Origin of the sequence: Burkholderia sp. AcTa6-5 (assembly GCF_017815075.1) — a bacterium.
Lineage (GTDB): Bacteria > Pseudomonadota > Gammaproteobacteria > Burkholderiales > Burkholderiaceae > Burkholderia > Burkholderia sola.
This window is the reverse complement of record NZ_JAGIQE010000008.1, coordinates 203546-220811: the sequence shown is the minus strand read 5'-3', so window position 1 is coordinate 220811 and position 17266 is coordinate 203546. Positions and strand designations below refer to the sequence as shown.

Below are 17266 nucleotides of genomic sequence, written 5' to 3'. Positions count from 1 at the left end.
CCCCCCCCGGGGCCCCCCCCGCCGCGTGCCGCCATGCCGGTTGTGTTCGTACGGCCGCGTCATTCGCTCCGGCTGCGATGACGCGACCGTCCTCCTTACTTGCCGACGCTACCCAGCGTACCCAGCAACCCCGTGACCGGTGCCAGCAGGCCCGTCGAACCGCTGCCCGACGATGCCGTACCCGACACGCTGCCGACCAGCGACGTGACCGGCGCGAGCGGGCTCGAGCCCCCGGACCCTGCTGCACCGCCCACTGCTCCGGTGACAGTATTCAGCAAACCGGTGACGGGCGCGAGAGGGTTTGCACTGCCTGCGCCGCCCGTCGCGCCGCCGAGCGCGCCGGTGACCGTCGAGACGAGGCCCGTGACCGGTGCGAGCGGGCCGCTGCCCGAGCCGCCCGTTGCGCCGGTGAGCGAGCCGAGCGGTGTCGAACCGAGACCCGACAGCAGGCCGCCGAGCGGATTCGTCGAAGCGGAACCCGACGACGAGCCGTTCTGGACGGTTGCCGTCGAGCCGCCGACGAGGCTTGTGATCAGGCCGGGGATCGGTGCTGCGCCGTTCGGGCCGTTCGGATTGACGAGGCCGCCCGCGTTGGTCACGGTATTGCCGACCGCGGTCACGAGCTGACCGACGTCGCCGACGAGCGGCTGGCTCGACGTCCCGCCGACCTGCTTGCCGGCCGAGCTGATCGCGCCGCCGATCTGGCCGAGCAGGCCCGACACGGGTTGGCCGAGACCGGTCGTCGTGCCGACCTGCTGCGTGACCTGGCCGGCCGTGATCACGAGCGGCGTGATCGCCGAGCTGATCGGTTGCGTGACCTGCTGCACGGCGCCCGACGACAGCGTCGAGCCGATCGTCGTGCCGGCGGCCGTCAGGCCGTTGGCGACCGTGTCGAGCACGGTGCCGACCGGCGTCGTGACCGGTGCGAGCGGCGCCAGCGGGCCCGCGCCCAGCGCCTTGACCGTCGAGCTCAGGCCGGACACCGTGTTGCTCGTCGCGCCGACGACGTTGCCGAGACCGGCGACCGTCGTGCCGACCGGATCTTTGATCGAGCCGGTCTGGCCGAGCCCGTTGCTCAACGCATCGGCGGCCGCGTCGATGATCGTGCCGGTGCTCGACACGGTGCTGCCGACGCCCTTCGTCACGCCGTCGCCGAGGCCCGGCAGGCTGACGTTCCCGATGGTGCTGCCAAGGTCGGTGGCGGTTTGGCCGAGCGTGCTGACGGCGCCCTTGGTACCGGTCGTCGTGCCGCTGGTGCCGCTCGTCCCGCTGGTACCGCTCGTGCCACTGGTGCCGCTCGTCCCGCTGGTGCTGCCGCTCGGCGGCGCGCTGACGCTGTTGCCGCCGCACGCGGCGAGCAGGCAGGCCGTCGCGAAAACGGTAAGGGGTACGCGCCATTGGCGCAGGGTGGTCGTCGTGTTGGAACGCTGGGACATGATGGACTCCTCGCTGTCTTGTCGATGAATGGATGTCGGATTACTTGTGCGTGCCGCCGAGCAAGCCGCCGATCAGCGACGTGACGGGTGCGAGCAGGTTCGTGCCGGAGCCGGAGCTCGTGACGGCACCCGTGCCGCCGCTCAGCGCCGGCGCGCCGACGGTGCTGGTGGCTGCGGGGACCGGCGCTGCAATCGGATTGCCGCCGCCCGTTACGCCGCCGAGCGCGCCGGTGACCGCGGAGACGAGGCCCGTCACCGGGGCGAGCGGGCTGCCGCTGCCGCCTGCCGCACCGCCGAGCGCGCCCGTCACGGTGGAGACCAAGCCGGTGACGGGTGCGAGCGGGCTGCCGCCCGCGCCGCCCGCCACACCGCCGAGCGCGCCGGTGACAGTGGAGACCAGGCCGGTGACCGGAGCCAGCGGGCCGCCACCTGCGCCGCCTGCGGCGCCGCCAAGCGCGCCGGTGACGGTGGAGACGAGGCCGGTGACCGGAGCCAGCGGGCCGCCGCCTGCGCCGCCTGCGGCGCCGCCGAGCGCGCCGGTGACGGTGGAGACGAGGCCGGTAACCGGAGCCAGCGGGCCGCCGCTCGTGCCGCCTGCTGCACCGCCCAGACCGCCGACGGTGCCGAGGAGGCCGGCGAGCGGCGCGAGCGGATTCGTCACGCCGCCCGTGCCACCCGTGAGCAGGCCGCCGACGGCCTTCACGGTGTTGCCCGTCGACGAGACGGTGCCGCCGAGGCCCGTGGTGACCGGGTTGCCGCCCGTCGATGCGATCAGCGCGCCGGCCTGGTTCAGCCCGTTGCCGATCGTGCCGAGCAGCGTGTTGACCGGTGCGCCGAGGCCGGTTGCCGCGCCGATCGTCTGCGTCGTCTGGCCGACCATCGTCGTGATCGGCGTGATGGCCGAGCTGACCGTTTGCGTGACTTGCTGGATCGGGCCGGTCGACAGCGCGTTGGTGAGCGTGGTGCCGCCGTTCGACACGGCGCCGCCGAGCGTCGATACGAGGCCGCCGACGGCGCCCGTGACCGGCGCGAGCGGCGACAGCGGGCCGCTGCCGAGGCTCGTGACCAGATTGCCGGTTTGCGTGACTGCGCCGCCGAGCTGATTGACCACGCCGCCGGTGCTGGCGACCGTGGTGCCGACCGGATCCTTCGTCGCGCCGAGCTGGCCGAGGCCGCTGCCGAGGCCATTGCCCAGCGCGGTGACCGCGCCGCCTACGCTTTGCACGATGCCGCCCGCGGCTTGCGTGGTGCCCGGATTGACGCCCGGCAGCGACTGGCCGGCGATGACGGTGCCGAGACCCGAGACGGCGCCGCCGGCATTCGTGATGATATTGCCGCTTTGTGCGAGGACAGTTCCCACTGCGTTCGACGAGACACCCGAGGTGCCTGACGTACCGCTCGTACCCGACGTACCGCTGGTGCCCGAGGTGCCGCTCGTACCCGAGGTGCCGCTCGTACCCGAGGAGCCGCTGGTGCCGGACGTGCCGCTCGTGCCCGAGCTTCCGCTGGTGCCGGAGCTGCCGCTCGTACCCGAGGTGCCGCTCGAGCCGTTGCCGCCCGACGTGGAGATCGTATCGCCGCCGCCCGAGCTGGAGCCGCCGCTGATGCCCTTGCTGATCGAACCGGAGCCGCCGCACGCGGAGAGGGAGAGCATGGCTGCAACGGTGGCCGCGATCAGAGTCGTCCGGAACACGCCATGAGGGATAACCTTAATGTCCATTTCTTCCTCGCATTAAAAATGTGTTGTGAACTGCGTTGTGTTGAGTGATGCGAGGACTACTCTGCAACTGTCGTGCCATTTCGATGGCCGATGGTTCGACAACAGGTTTTAAACGTGGCAATTCCTTGTCGGAAAAGGAAGTCGCGGGAATTGAAAGATTGTTGAATCTGTTTAAAAGCAGATGAATGAGAACGGTTTCGGCCGTTTCGTAACGTAACGTCACAACATTGGCGTTACGCGTGCGGCGTAACGTGGGCCCCACGCAGGCTTGGTGGACACGGCAATGGTTTTACTGATGGATTAGGTGTGCACATCTAACCTATCGTAAATCCTATGTGTAAGTCGTACCGAAACGCCGTACAAATACGTCGTGCTCCTGGTCTTTTTTTTCCGTCAGAGCGGTTAAAAGAGGTTGGAATTTAAATAGGAACGGATATAGAATTGGGAGCAGATGTAAGGAAATGTACGGTTCGGTACACTACGTTCGAGGAGGAGCGCTATCGCGAATGTTAACTTGCATCAAATCGTGAGCAATGCCCTTCGGGGCGACCTATAAAGAAAGCGCACCCGGTTGACGTTACAGCAGATGTGACGAACGGTTGGGGCAAACGGCCAGAATGCGGGGATGTATACGTATAAAGGCCAGAAAACGTAAATACAGGCACGAGGAATAAAATGAAAGCAATCATCAAGCGTTTCCTTAAGGAAGAAGACGGGGTTACCGCAGTCGAGTATGGCCTCATCGCAGGGCTGATCGCCGTTGCTCTCGTCACTGCCGTTGGCACGTTGACGGGCGGCATTTCCGGGGCGTTCAGCTACATCGCGAGCCAGCTACCGAAGGCATAACGAACGAGCTTTTGCTCATTTCCCTGTTGTCAGGGGCGCGGATTGCTTCGGCAATCCGCGCGGTAAGTTTTGCCGTTCGGGGCGTAAATGATCCTGCTAACTGGCGTCGGGGTTTTCCTCGCGTGGGCGACGCTCGTCGCGCTTGAGGACATCCGGCATAGGCGCATACCGAATTCACTGGTGATCGGTGGGTTCGTATCCGCATTTGTGCTCGCCGGACATAATCCATTAGGCATATCCGTGAATCAGGCGCTCATTGGCGTACTGGTCGGCTTTCTCGGTCTTTTCCCGTTTTTCGTGCTGCGCGTCATGGGCGCAGCAGACGTCAAGGTATTCGCGGTGCTGGGCGCGTGGTGCGGCCCGCAAGCATTGCTGTGGCTCTGGATCGTCGCAAGCCTGCTGGCATTCGCGCATGCGGGCATGCTGGTCTTCTCCACCCGTACGCCGGTGTCGGCCCTGTGGCAGCGGCGTTCCCCGACGATGCAGATCGCCGGTTTCCGGGCCTCGCCGTATGCCGCGTTTCTCGTGATCCCCGCGGCCCTGTGGTGCCTGTACCGGATCGCGACCGGGGGAGTGCAATGACGGCGGTTCGTCCGGCATCCGGGACGCGGCGTCGCGAGCGTGGCGCGACGGCGATCGAATTTGCGCTGATGCTCCCGGTGTTTTTCCTGATCCTGTACGCGATCATCACGTACGGGATGATCTTCGCGGCCCAGCAAAATCTGACGCTTGCCGCAACGGAAGGCGCGCGCGCCGCGTTGAACTATCAGCAGGTCGGTGCGGCCGCATCGGTGCAGGCAGCGCAGCAAGCCGCGCTGGCGGCGCGGGCCCAGGCCGCATGCACGGCCGCGACGAACCTGACCACCTGGCTGAAAGGGTCGACATGCTCGCCCACGCAGCAAGGTAACTGTTCGTACGACGCGACGATGCTGTGCGTCCAGATCACGCTGACCTACCCGTACGCGCAGAGCCCGCTGATTCCGTCGTTCCCGCTGCTCGGTTCGCTGTTGCCGGTGCCGTCGACACTCACCGGAACCGCGATGGTGCAGATCAGCCCGGTCAACATCATGTAGACGGCGGCGACCGCGCCGTGCCGGTCGAGGGCGCCCGGTCGGCGACGTCGCGCGGAGAATTCAATCGTGAGTAGCGGGGAAGCATAACAACACCATGGCCAACAACCTGACGAAGATCATCGCGGGCTTGCTGATCGCGATCGCGATCCTGCTCGGCATCTATGCGTGGATGCTCGGTCGCAAGCCGGCCGACGTCGCGCCGGTTGCGTCGACGGTCGCGACGCAGAGCGTGCCGGTCGTCGTGACGACGCGGCAACTGCAAGCCGGCCAGCCGATTCCGGCCGATGCGCTGAAGGTCCAGCAGTCGAGCGCCGCTCCGCAGGGGGCGTTCGCCGATCCGCTGCAACTGGTCGGCCGCATTCCGGCAGCGGACATTCCCGCGCAGGCGGCCGTCGTCGGGAGCGCATTGTCGTCCGGCCTCGCCGAGCAGATTGCACCGGGAGAGCGCGCCGTGGCGATCAAGGTCGACGAGACCAACGCGGTTGGCAACCGCGTGCGGCCGGGCAACTATGTCGACGTGTTCGTGAATCTGAAGCGCGACGGGACCGGCGTGGCGATCGGCGGGACGTCGACGGCCGAGATCGTGAATACTCAGGCGCGGCTGCTGATGTCGAAGGTCCGCGTGCTGTCGTTCGGCGATGCGACGACCGAGCGGGACAGCTCGAACGGCTCGGTGATCGGCACGCGGACCGCGGTGCTGGCCGTGCCCACGGCGCAGGTCGACGCGCTGACGCTCGCCGAGCAGAGCGGCCGGCTCGTGCTCGCGCTGCGTAGTCCGCGCGACAACGACGTCGCGGCGCAAACCGTCGCCGTTCGCGTCGGCGACGACAAGAGTCCGTCGGCGCTTGCCGCGGCCGGCATGGTGCTGGGCGAGTTGTCGAAGAGCGCGACGACGGCGCCGGCCCCGCGTGCGGCGCCACGGGTGGTCGCGCGGCATCCGAGCGGCGGCAGCATCGAAGTCATTCGGGGTGGGCGGACCGAAACGGTCGCTTATTGAGCGGGACGAAGACGGCAAAACAATGAAAAAGAAACTGGTTGGTTTGGCGATTGCATTGAGCGCACTGGCGATGCCGCCGCTGTCGGACGCGGCCGACACGAGTGGCACGATCAGCCTTGCGGTCGGCGCGCAGCGGCAGCTTGCGACGGGGCGCGCACTGCAGCGGGTCGCGGTCGGCGATCCGTCGGTGGCCGACGTGCTCGTCGTGAAGGGCGGGCGCGGCGGCGTGCTGCTGGTGGCGAAGAATGCCGGTGCGACGAACGTGATGATCTGGGAGCGCGGCCGCGACGAGCCGACCGTCTATAACGTGAACGTTACGAGCGGTGCGGCGCGGGCGCTGCTGGACGGCGCGTCGCCGAGCGTGAACACGTACGGCGGCGCGACGGTGATCGGCGGTGCGGCCGCAACGCTCGACGGACATCAGCGGGCAGTCCACGCAGCGAAGACGGTCGGCGGCAAGGACGGAACGACGCTCGATGCGTCGACGATCTCCGGCAAGAATGTCGTGCAGGTCGACGTACGTGTCGTCGAATTCAGCCGTTCGGTGCTGAAGCAGGCGGGCCTGAACTTCTTCAAGCAGAGCAACGGCTTTGCGTTCGGCGCCTTCGCGCCGACGGGGCTCACATCGATTACCGGTACGCCGGGCGGTTCGCTCACCTACAACACGAACGTGCCGATTTCGTCGGCGTTCAACCTCGTCGTCAATTCGGTGACGCACGGGTTGTTCGCCGACCTGTCGATTCTCGAGGCGAACAACCTGGCCCGCGTGCTCGCGCAGCCGACGCTCGTCGCGTTGTCCGGCCAGAGCGCGAACTTCCTCGCGGGCGGCGAGATTCCGGTGCCGGTGCCGCAATCGCTCGGCACGATTTCGATCGAATGGAAACCCTATGGCGTCGGGCTCACGGTCACGCCGACCGTGCTGAACCCGCGGCGGATCGCGCTGAAGGTCGCGCCCGAGTCGAGCCAGCTCGACTTCGTGCATTCGATCACGATCAACGGCGTGCAGGTACCCGCGCTGACGACGCGGCGCGCGGACACGACGGTCGAGCTCGGCGACGGCGAGAGCTTCGTGATCGGCGGCCTGATCGACCGCGAGACCACGTCCAACGTCAACAAGGTGCCGTTCCTGGGCGATCTGCCCATCATCGGTGCGTTTTTCAAGAATTTGAGCTACCAGCAGAACGACAAGGAACTCGTGATCATCGTGACGCCGCATCTCGTTGCCCCGATCGCGCAGGGTGCACCGCTGCCGGCGACGCCGGGCGAGCTGTCCGAGCAGCGCGACGGTCCGGTGTGGCGTTCGTATCTGGGCGGCATGGCATCGCCGGACGCGGGGCCGGGGTTCTCGAAATGAGCGCGCCGAATCGTTACCGGACCGCGCAGGCCGTCGCGTACGACGCGATGCCTTGCTTCATTGGGAGTATCCAAGATGAATGCGAGAACCTACTCTTTGGCTGAGCCCGCCGTCACCGACTACTTCGTCTGTGCATCCGCGCTCGCGGAGCATGTGCACTGGCTGTCGCAATCGCTCGTGTCCGCCGGCGCGGTCGAAGGGGTGCCGCTCGACGGCGCCGCGCTGTCGCAGCGTATCGGCGTGCTGAATCCGGCACTGGTGTTCATCGATTTTTCCGGTGACTGCGCGGCGGCAAGCACGGTGGTCGCCGCGGTACGCGCGGCGCATCCGGGCGTGCCGGTCGTCGCACTGGGCTCGCTCGCGCAACCGGAAGGGGCACTCGCCGCGCTGCGCGCGGGCGTGCGCGATTTCGTCGATTTTTCCGCGCCGGCCGATGAGGCGCTGCGGATCACGCGCGTATTGCTCGACAACGTCAGCGAGCCGGCCAACCGTCACGGGAAGGTCACCGCGTTGCTCGGCGCACGCGCCGGGATGGGCGTGAGCACGCTCGCCGCGAACCTGTCGGTGCTGATGCAGCGGCGGCCGGCCGACCCTGCGCGCACGGCGGCGCTGCTCGATCTCGGGCTGCCGGCCGGCGACGGCGCGTTGTTCCTGAACACGCGGTGCGAATTCCATTTCGTCGAGGCCGTGCGCAACCTGCGCCGGATCGACCGCACGTTCGTCACGACCGCGCTCGCACGTCATTCGAGCGGCGTCGCGTTGACGACGCTGCCACCGAATCTCGCGGAGTTGCGCGACGTGGCGACGGCGTCGTGCGCGGCGTTGCTGAACCGGCTGCGCGCGTTCTTCGATCACCAGATCGTCGATCTCGGCGGCTTCCCGAATCGCGAATTCATCGCGCAGGTCGTGAACCTGGCGGACGAAGCATGGCTGGTCTGCGACCAGGGCGTGGCATCGGTCGTGTCGGCGGTAGAGATGCTGGACGGGTTGCGCGAGGCAGGCGCGGCGACCGACCGGATCCGGCTCGTCGTCAACCAGTTCGACGCCGAGCTTGGGCTGATGCCCGCGCAGATCGCCGAACGGCTCGACCTGTCGCTGGTCGCGACGCTGCCGTCGCGGCGCGTGTCGATCGGGCATGCGGCGAACCAGGGCAAGCTGATCGCCGAGGTCGCGGAACGCGATCCGTACGTCCGCGCGCTCGGGCCGCTGGTCGAGCGCCTCGCGGGCGCGCCGGCGCCCGGAGCGACACAGCGTGCGGCCGGCGGCCTCTCGGCGCTCAGGCGAATCATTCAATCCTCAACGAAGCGGTCGTAAGCGATGGCACACGACATTCAATTTGCCGACGGCGCAGCGCCGTTCTCGCAAACGCAACAGTTCCACGACATCAAGAATGCCGCGCACGAGCATCTGCTCACGCGGATCGAGGAACTGGGTGCCGAATTCGGCCGTTGGTCGCGACAGGCGATCAACCAGTTCGTCGATCTCGAAATCGACAGCTTCGTGCGGCTGCGGCGCATCCCGCTCAACGAGAGCGAGGTGCGCGCGGTGGCCGAGGCGCTGACGAAGGAGCTCGCCGGCTTCGGGCCGATCGAAGACCTGTTGGCGGACCCGCATGTCGAGGACATCCTGATCAACGGCTACAACGACATCTACGTGTCGCGCCACGGGATCCTGTCGAAGCTGCCGATCCGCTTCACCGACAACGCGCATCTGCTGCGGATCGTGCGGCGGATTCTCGCGCCGGTCGGCCGGCGGCTCGACGAATCGAACCCGATGGTCGATGCGCGGCTGCCCGACGGCGGGCGGGTCAACGTCGTGATCGAACCGCTGTCGATCGACGGCCCGGTCGTGTCGATCCGGAAGTTCCGCAAGGATCCGCTGAAGCCCGAGGACCTGCTGGGCAACGGCACCTACAACGAGGAAATCGGCCGGCTGCTCGAGGCTGCGGTCGATGCGCGCTGCAACGTCCTCGTGTCGGGCGGCACCAGCTCGGGCAAGACGTCGCTGCTGAACGCGCTGGCGTTCCACATCCCGATGGCGGAACGCGTCGTGACGATCGAGGATACGGCCGAACTGTCGTTGAATCACCCGCACGTCGTGCGGCTCGAGAGCCGTCCCGGCGGGTTCGACGGCAGCGGCATCGTGACGATTCGCGACCTGCTGCGGAACACGCTGCGGATGCGGCCGGACCGGATCATCGTCGGCGAAGTGCGCGGCGGCGAAGTGCTCGAAATGCTGCAGGCGATGAATACCGGCCACGACGGATCGATGGGCACCGTGCACGCCAGCTCGCCGCGCGAATGCCTGTACCGGCTCGAGATGCTGGCCGGTTTCGCCGGTTTTCAGGGCACCGAAGCAAGCCTGCGGCGGCAGATCGCCAACGCGATCGACTTCATCGTGCAGATCGGGCGGCTGTCCAACGGTCGCCGCCGCATCCTGTCGATCACCGAAGTCACCGGCATGTCGGACAACATCGTGTCGACGCAGGAGCTGTATCGTTACGAGGCGCGCGTCACCCCGGAGGGCGAAGAGATCGATCATTGGGAGTCGCTCGGCATTCATCCGCATTCGCCGAAGCTGGCACGTTTCCGCAGCACGCTGGTGTCGTCCGGCGGCGGGTTCGGTGGCCACTTCGGGCGAGGCGGAGGCTTCAATGTCTAGCGCCACCTTGCTCGCGCTGATGTTCGCGCTGATCTGCGCGGCGGCCGGGTTGCTGCTGTGGCGTGCAAGCCAGGTGCGGGAAGGGCGTGCGCATGCGCAGCGGTTCTTCGACAGCCGGGTGGGACAGGGCGCGCGCGCCGCGGCCCCGGCCGGCGAGACGCGCACCGCACGCGCCCCGGCGGCCGGTACGGCCAACGCGCAGGAGCCCGAACAGGGGTTCGCGCGATGGCGCGCGTCGGCGTTCGGTGCATGGGCCGTGCTGTCCGACCGTGCGGGCCTCGACGAAGTGCGCACCGGCCTCGTGCTGGCGCTCGGGGTCCTTGTGATGCTCGCGCTGTGGGCCGGCATGGCTGGCGGCGTGCTCGCCGCGGCAGCGGCGGTCGTTGCCGGCAGTGTGCTCGTCGTGCTGTGGATCACGTCGCGCATCAGCCGGCGCCGCCTGAAGATCGTCCGTCAGTTGCCGTCGTTTCTCGACGGGATCGTGCGGCTCGTGACGCTCGGGAACAGCGTGCCGGCGGCGTTCCAGTCGGCGCTTCAGACGACCGAAATGCCGCTGCGCCGCTGCCTCGACGACGTGTCGCGGATGCTGCGCTCCGGTGTCGAGATCGATCGCGCGATGCTGCACATCGCGCACACCTATCGTATCCGCGAATTCGAACTGGTCGGTGCGGTGCTGCGTCTGTCGGTCCGCTACGGCGGGCGGGCGGACGTGATGCTCGACCGGATGTCGACGTTCATGCGCGATCTCGAGCAGGCGGAGCGCGAACTGTCCGCGATGTCGGCCGAAACGCGGCTGTCCGCATGGGTGCTGGCGCTGTTGCCGATCGCGGTCGGCAGCTTCGTCATCGCCACGAGCCCGCGCTATTTCACGACGATGTGGAGCGACGATAGCGGGCGTCAGATGATTTATCTGGCGTTCGTGCTGCAGGCGGTCGGCGGTTTCTGGCTGTACCGGCTCGCGCGGCTGAGGTGAATCGATGGATGCAAACCGTTTAGGCGCCCTTGCGCTGGTGCTCGGATCGGTCGGCGTGCTGCTGCTCGCCGCGCTCGCGATCGTTCGCATCGTGCTCGTGCAGCGTGCCGAGCGCGCGCTGGTGGATGCGCTCGATCGCCGGACAGCGGCGATCGAAGCGGCCGCCGCGCGCGCCGGTGCCACCGAGCCCGCGCGCGACGCGGCGGCGCCTGCCGCGCCGCGCGTCCGTTTCGCGGGGCTGCGCGAACGCTTCGAAGACGTCGGGATGCGGTGGCTCGAGACCGGCTTCAGCCGGTATCTGATCGCCGACGAAGACCGCCAGTTGCTCGAGCAGTGCGGTTTCGTCGACGTGCGCGCCAGAGCGCTGTTCGTCGGCGCGCGCATCGTCTGCGCGATCCTGCTGCCTGCGCTCGCCGTGCTGGTCCTGATCGGCCGCGGGCAGCAGACGCGCTGGCCGTTGTGGATCTCCGTCGCGCTCGTGACCGGCTACATGCTGCCGAAAATCTACGTGCGGCGGCGCGCGACCGCGCGCCGGCAGAGCATCGGGGCCGAACTGCCGCTGCTCGTCGACATGTTGCGGCTGCTGCAGGGCGTCGGCCTGTCGCTCGACCAGAGCATCCAGGTCGTCACGCACGATTTTCAGACGATGCTGCCGGTGCTGTCGTGGGAGCTCGGCGTCGCGCAGCGGCAGTTCGCGGCCGGGCGCACGCGCGAGCAATCGCTGCAACGCCTGACGAACAGTTTCGACAACGAGGATCTGCGCGCGATCGTGCGTTTGCTGATTCAGGTCGACAAGCATGGCGGCGCGGTGCAAGAGCCGCTGAAGCAATTCGGCGATCGTCTGCGCGAAGGGCGTCGCGCGACGCTGCGCGAGCAGATCGGCCGCCTGACGGTGAAGATGACCGGCGTGATGATCGTCACGCTGTTGCCGGCACTGCTGATCGTGACCGCGGGGCCCGGGATCATGACCGTGCTGTCCGCGCTCGCTGCGTTTCAGCGCTGATGCGGCATGAGGGGAAGGAGCGACACAAGATGAATCGATTGGGGTGGGTTCGCACGATTGCAGGCGCGACGGCGTGCGCGTTGCTGGCCAGCGGGTGCGCGATGTTCAAGGAGTCCGGATACGGAATCGGTGCGCAGGCCGAACGTGGCGCGCTGATGCAGGCCGCCGCCGACAAGAATGCGACGCCCGATACGCCGGGCATGTATCTGGGCCTGATCGAGCGGATGCAGGCGCAGGGGCTGTATTTTGCGTCGCTCGCGCACATCGATCAGTACGAGAAGCAATATGGCGCATCGCCGGATACGATCCTGCTGCGCGCCGACGCATTGCGCGCGACCGGCCAATACGACGCCGGCGTGGCCGCCTATACCCAATTGCTGACGACGCCGCTCGCCGCGCGCGGCTATCGCGGGCTGGGCCTGACCGCCGGCGCCCGCGGCGATTTCGCGCTGGCCGCGCAGCAGCTCGAACAGGCGACGACGCTTGCGCCGACCGATGCGGCGACGTTGTCCGACCTCGCGTATTCGAAGATGCGCGAAGGCGATCTGGCGGGCGCGCGCGTGCCGCTGCTGAAGGCGGCCGAACTCGAGCAGAAGAACCCGAAGATTCTCAGCAACTTCGTGCTTTACCTGTTCGCGACCGGTCATGCGAAGGACGCGCGGCGGCTGATGGATCAGCAGAAGCTGTCGCCCGCGGTGCGCGGCCAGATTCGAGACGACGAGACGAAGGTCGCGGCCGCGATGCGCGCGAAGCAACGCGCCACCGCCTATGCGCCGGCCAATGTGTCCGTGCCGTCGGTGGCGAGCAGCGACAATCTGGATCTTGCCGTGCCGCTGCTGCAGCGTTTCGCGCGATAACGACGATATTCACGGAGGCCATCATGTTTCACCTTTCCTCAATCCGAGTGTGGGCCGTGGGCATCGCGTTCGCCTGCTCGCTGGGGGCGGGCGTCGCGCATGCGCAAGGCGACACGCCGGCGGCCGAAATCGGTCATGCGACGAGTGCGCTGCTCGACCTGCAGCGCTCGAACCGCGCGGCCGCCACGCCGCAACCGATCGATGGCGCCGCCGGTACGTTTGCCTATCAGCGCTATATCGACTCGTTCAAGACGCCGATTCCGCAGTGGTTCGGCACGATGTCGGCGGCGGGCGGCGGTAGCGGCGGCAGCGGCGGACTATCCGGTGGCGATCTCGCGCGCTGACGGAGCACCACGGTGACTATCCGGCACAGTGGCGGCACGATCCGTCGCGCGTCACGACAGCGCGGCGCGTTCTCGGTGATGGCGATCATCGCGACGCTGATCGCCATTACGACGCTTGGCGCCATTGGCGTCGGTAATCTCTTTTACCAGCGTCGGGACGTGCAGCGGATTGCCGACATGGCCGCGCTCGCGGCCGTGCAGAGGATGGACGACGCCTGTTCGCAGCCGACTGCCACCGCGACCAGCAATGCGCAGTCGAACGGGCTCAACGCGTCGAACGGCGACACGATCAACATCGAGTGCGGCCGTTGGGATACGTCGGTCAACCCGTCACCGAGCTACTACGCTGCCGCGACATCCGGGGCCACGCAGTTGAACGCGGCCAAGGTGATCGTCAGGCGTCAGGTGCCGTTCTTCTTCGTCGGACCCCCGCAGACGATATCCGCGGTATCGACCGCGCGTTCGACGAACATCGATACATTCTCGGTTGGTGCAACCCTGGCCGCGCTCGGCGGGGTCGGTTGCGCGGGCGGATCCGCGCCGGCGTCCGGCAATCCGGGGCTCGTCAACGGGCTGATCGGCGCGCTGCTGGGCGCCAACCTGAACCTGAACATCGCATCGTATCAAGCGCTGGCGTGCACGAACGTGACGGTCGGCGATCTCGTTGTGGCGGCGGGCGTCGGCACGGTCGATCAACTGCTCGCGCTGAAGCTCACGTTGCCGCAACTGATCCAGTTGATGGTGAACGCGGCCACGAAGACGGCCGTCGCGAACGCAAGCCTGCAGGCGAGCATTGCGACGCTGCAAGCGATTCTGAACGCGAACGTTCCGGGCACGTCGATCGGTCTCGGCGGCGCGGGCGGGTTGCTGAACGTCGCGCTCGCGGATACGCAGGCGGCGCTCAACGCGCAGGTGGATCTGCTTGATCTGCTGATGGTCGGTGCGGAGATCGCGGCAACGGGCAAGCCGGCGGTCGCGGTTAACGTGCCGTCGGTGAATCTCGGCGGGCTGACGGGGACGCAGTTGCAGGTGCAGATCATCAGCCCGCCGTCGATCGGTGTCGGCGAGGGTGGGAAGGATCCGGCGACGGGAACGTGGCGGACGAAGGCGTCGACGGCGGCGGTGGGTGTGTATCTGAATGTCTATCTTGGGACGGCGCAGTTGCCGCTGCTGGGCGCTTTGCTGGCGTTGCTGAACGTGAAGGTCGATGTCAATTTGCCGATTTATCTTCAGGCCGGTACCGGCACCGCCACATTGAACTCGACGCAATGCGCTTCCACGCAGGCGGCAAGCACGGCCGTCATTACCGCCCAACCGGGCGTGGCCAATCTGTGCATCGGCAAGCCGCCGCTCGATTCATCCGGCAAGATCAGCCTGTCGTCGAATTACAGCTGTACGTCGCCTGCACAGATCATCAACTCCAATGTTCTCGGGCTGGCCCAGTTGACAGTTTCCATGTCCAACATATCGGTTCAGGTCCAAGGCGCGTCCCAATCGCATACGTTCAGTGGCGTACCGGGGATCGATGCGAATTACTGGACGGTGAACTCGAATGCGCTCGGTTCGGCGCTTAGCTCGGCTTTGACGCAACTCGCGGCTGCGAATATCACCGTCAACCTCGGCCTGTTCGGCGCCAACGTCCTGACGGTCCCGGGGAACTTCGTCTCCACATTGCTCACGTTTTTGACCGGCCTGCTCGGCCCGCTCCTGTCGAGTCTCGACGCAGTCCTCGTTCCGCTGCTGAATCTCCTCGGCGTCCAGGTCGGTGCGGCGACGGTCCATCAGATCTCGCTCAATTGCGGGGTCGCCCAAACGGTTTACTGAAGAAGCAGATCAGATGAGAAATACGCCCGCAATCGAAGAGCTCGACCTGTACGTCTGGGAAGGCAAGGCGGACATCGTCGACCGCGTCGCCCGGTGCATGGCGAGCTTCGACGTCGAAGTGATCCGCGCCGACAACGCGACGGTCTCGCCCGAGCGCGCCGCGATGCGGCGGTCGCTCGCGATCATCAGCGTGACGATGATCGAAGGCGGCGCGGCATTCCTGCGCGACTGGCAGGCCAATATCGGCATGCCGGTCGTCTGGGTCGGCGCGGCGCGCGACCACGACGCGTCGCAGTATCCGCCCGAGTACTCGCACATCCTGCCGCTCGACTTCACGTGCGCGGAACTGCGCGGCATGATCGGCAAGCTCGTCACGCAACTGCGCGCGCACGCCGCCGAAACGTTGCAGCCGTCGGAACTCGTCGCGCACTCCGAATCGATGCAGGCGCTGCTGCACGAAGTCGATACGTTCGCCGACTGCGACACCAACGTGCTGCTGCACGGCGAAACCGGCGTCGGCAAGGAGCGCATCGCGCAACTGCTGCACGAAAAGCATTCCCGCTATCGGCACGGCGAGTTCGTGCCGGTGAACTGCGGCGCGATTCCGGATGGCCTGTTCGAATCGCTGTTCTTCGGCCATGCGAAAGGGTCGTTCACGGGCGCGGTTGTTGCGCATAAAGGCTATTTCGAGCAGGCGGCCGGCGGCACGCTGTTCCTCGACGAAGTCGGCGATCTGCCGCTGTACCAGCAGGTCAAGCTGCTGCGCGTGCTCGAGGATGGCGCGGTGCTGCGCGTCGGCGCGACGGCGCCGGTCAAGGTCGATTTCCGTCTGGTCGCGGCGAGCAACAAGAAGCTGCCGCAGCTCGTGAAGGAAGGGCTGTTCCGCGCGGACCTCTATTACCGGCTCGCGGTGATCGAGCTGAGCATTCCGTCGCTGGAAGAGCGCGGTGCGGTGGACAAGATCGCGCTGTTCAAGTCGTTCGTCGCCCAGGTGGTCGGCGAGGAGCGGCTCGCCGAGTTGTCGGACCTGCCGTACTGGCTCACGGATTCGGTGGCGGACAGCTATTTCCCCGGCAACGTGCGCGAACTGCGCAACCTCGCCGAGCGCGTCGGCGTGACGGTGCGGCAGACGGGCGGCTGGGATGCCGCGCGGCTGCAGCGGCTGATCGCGCACGCACGCAGCTCGGCCCAGCCGGTGCCGGCGGAGAGTGCGGCCGAGGTGTTCGTCGATCGCAGCAAGTGGGACATGAACGAGCGTAACCGTGTGATCGCCGCGCTCGACGCCAACGGTTGGCGGCGTCAGGACACGGCCCAGCAGCTCGGCATCAGCCGCAAGGTGTTGTGGGAAAAAATGCGCAAGTACCAGATCTTCGACGAAGAGCCCGAGACCCGCGAAAGCGAGTAATTAATGAGATAAAATCGCGTGGAATGACAACGATCCGCGCGGGAATAAAACTTCATGAGCCATATGACGGGGTTGGGGCGGGTGAGCGTATTGCTCGCCCTGGTAGGAGGCATGCAAGGCGCGTTCGCGCAGGGGCTGGCAGGCAGCGATCCGTCGGCGGTGCAGCCGGCGTCGGCGCCGGTGGCCGCGATTCCGGTGATCGATTCGCAGGCACCGACGTCGGCGCAGCCGCAGGCCGGCGAGTCGACGGGGCCGAGCACGGTCGACGATTTGCAGCGCCAGATCCAGGCGCATTCGCTGACGGAAATGCGCACGAGCTACAACGGCAGCTACGGCGCGAGCCTGCTGTTCAACGTCAAGGACGGTGCGTATTTCGTCGCGCTGTTTCAGCAAAAGGCGTTCTGGCGCGTGATCAAGACTTACAACGAAGCGCGGGCGGAAGCGATCTATCGCGATTTCTCGCACCAGGCCGAGCGGCTGGCCGTCGACGAACTGCGCGCGGCGAAGCTGGAATCGCAGAAGGCGCAGATGGACAAGCAGATCGAAGTCGTGCAGGACCGCGCGCGGCGTCTGCAGGCGGACATCTCGATCGCCCGCCAGCAGCAGGCGGCGGTGGCGGATCGCCAGAAGAGCGTGCGGAGCGAAACGGCGACGCTGCAGGCGCAACAGGCTCAACTTCAGTCGCAACTGCGGGCATTGCAGCAGCAGGTGCGTTCGTTGCAGCGAGAGGCCAACGCGGGCCTGCCGACGACGGCACGCTGAACCCGGTCGCG

Annotated in this window: 16 protein-coding genes; 14 read left to right on the top strand and 2 right to left on the bottom strand. The window is 66.9% G+C overall.

Going from position 1 to position 17266, the window contains the following annotated elements:
- Positions 1–95 precede the first annotated feature (95 nt).
- Positions 96–1439: a collagen-like triple helix repeat-containing protein gene (locus tag J8I33_RS13725; RefSeq protein ID WP_124556364.1), complete on the bottom strand. Its 1344-nt coding sequence runs from the start codon at positions 1437–1439 to the stop codon at positions 96–98.
- A gap of 37 nt (positions 1440–1476) precedes the next feature.
- Positions 1477–3156 (bottom strand): collagen-like triple helix repeat-containing protein, encoded by a 1680-nt coding sequence (locus J8I33_RS13720; protein WP_209925478.1) that lies wholly within the window; start codon positions 3154–3156, stop codon positions 1477–1479.
- Between the two features lie 675 nt (positions 3157–3831).
- Between J8I33_RS13720 and J8I33_RS13715 the strand changes: the two genes are divergently transcribed.
- The 14 genes from J8I33_RS13715 (at position 3832) to J8I33_RS13650 (ending at position 17255) form a co-directional block, all read left to right on the top strand.
- A complete protein-coding gene (locus J8I33_RS13715) occupies positions 3832–4002 on the top strand; it encodes a Flp family type IVb pilin (RefSeq protein WP_209925480.1) in 171 nt (56 codons plus the stop codon).
- A gap of 87 nt (positions 4003–4089) precedes the next feature.
- Complete coding sequence (locus J8I33_RS13710) at positions 4090–4584, top strand: A24 family peptidase (RefSeq protein ID WP_050012684.1); 495 nt, start codon at positions 4090–4092, stop codon at positions 4582–4584.
- A complete protein-coding gene (locus J8I33_RS13705; protein WP_209925482.1) occupies positions 4581–5075 on the top strand; it encodes a TadE family protein in 495 nt (164 codons plus the stop codon). Before J8I33_RS13710 ends, J8I33_RS13705 begins: the two co-directional genes overlap by 4 nt.
- 94 nt (positions 5076–5169) lie before the next feature.
- Positions 5170–6072, top strand: a complete 903-nt coding sequence (cpaB, locus tag J8I33_RS13700) for a Flp pilus assembly protein CpaB (RefSeq protein WP_209936907.1) — start codon at positions 5170–5172, stop codon at positions 6070–6072.
- Positions 6073–6094: 22 nt separating this feature from the next.
- Positions 6095–7426, top strand: a complete 1332-nt coding sequence (locus tag J8I33_RS13695; RefSeq protein ID WP_124593170.1) for a type II and III secretion system protein family protein — start codon at positions 6095–6097, stop codon at positions 7424–7426.
- A 75-nt stretch (positions 7427–7501) separates the two neighbouring features.
- Complete coding sequence (locus J8I33_RS13690; protein ID WP_050012502.1) at positions 7502–8740, top strand: fimbrial protein; 1239 nt, start codon at positions 7502–7504, stop codon at positions 8738–8740.
- A gap of 3 nt (positions 8741–8743) precedes the next feature.
- The gene (locus tag J8I33_RS13685; RefSeq protein WP_209936901.1) at positions 8744–10087 is read left to right on the top strand and encodes a CpaF family protein; all 1344 of its coding nucleotides are present in this window, start codon (positions 8744–8746) and stop codon (positions 10085–10087) included.
- Positions 10080–11060, top strand: a complete 981-nt coding sequence (locus J8I33_RS13680; RefSeq protein WP_209925488.1) for a type II secretion system F family protein — start codon at positions 10080–10082, stop codon at positions 11058–11060. The genes J8I33_RS13685 and J8I33_RS13680 overlap by 8 nt, the downstream gene beginning before the upstream one ends.
- Positions 11061–11064: 4 nt before the next feature.
- Positions 11065–12063 (top strand): type II secretion system F family protein, encoded by a 999-nt coding sequence (locus tag J8I33_RS13675; protein WP_050012505.1) that lies wholly within the window; start codon positions 11065–11067, stop codon positions 12061–12063.
- Positions 12064–12092: 29 nt separating this feature from the next.
- Positions 12093–12920, top strand: coding sequence for a pilus assembly protein (locus J8I33_RS13670; RefSeq protein WP_209936893.1), 828 nt, complete (start codon positions 12093–12095; stop codon positions 12918–12920).
- A 23-nt stretch (positions 12921–12943) separates the two neighbouring features.
- Complete coding sequence (locus J8I33_RS13665) at positions 12944–13264, top strand: DUF3613 domain-containing protein (protein WP_209936885.1); 321 nt, start codon at positions 12944–12946, stop codon at positions 13262–13264.
- 12 nt (positions 13265–13276) lie between these two features.
- Positions 13277–15088, top strand: coding sequence for a TadG family pilus assembly protein (locus J8I33_RS13660; RefSeq protein ID WP_050012508.1), 1812 nt, complete (start codon positions 13277–13279; stop codon positions 15086–15088).
- Positions 15089–15101: 13 nt separating this feature from the next.
- On the top strand, positions 15102–16493 hold the full coding sequence (locus tag J8I33_RS13655) for a sigma-54 dependent transcriptional regulator (protein ID WP_050012509.1): 1392 nt from the start codon (positions 15102–15104) through the stop codon (positions 16491–16493).
- Positions 16494–16547: 54 nt separating this feature from the next.
- Positions 16548–17255 carry a DUF2968 domain-containing protein gene (locus tag J8I33_RS13650; RefSeq protein WP_124556376.1) on the top strand — a complete coding sequence of 236 codons (708 nt, stop codon included), beginning with the start codon at positions 16548–16550 and terminating at the stop codon, positions 17253–17255.
- The last annotated feature ends 11 nt before the right edge of the window (positions 17256–17266 follow it).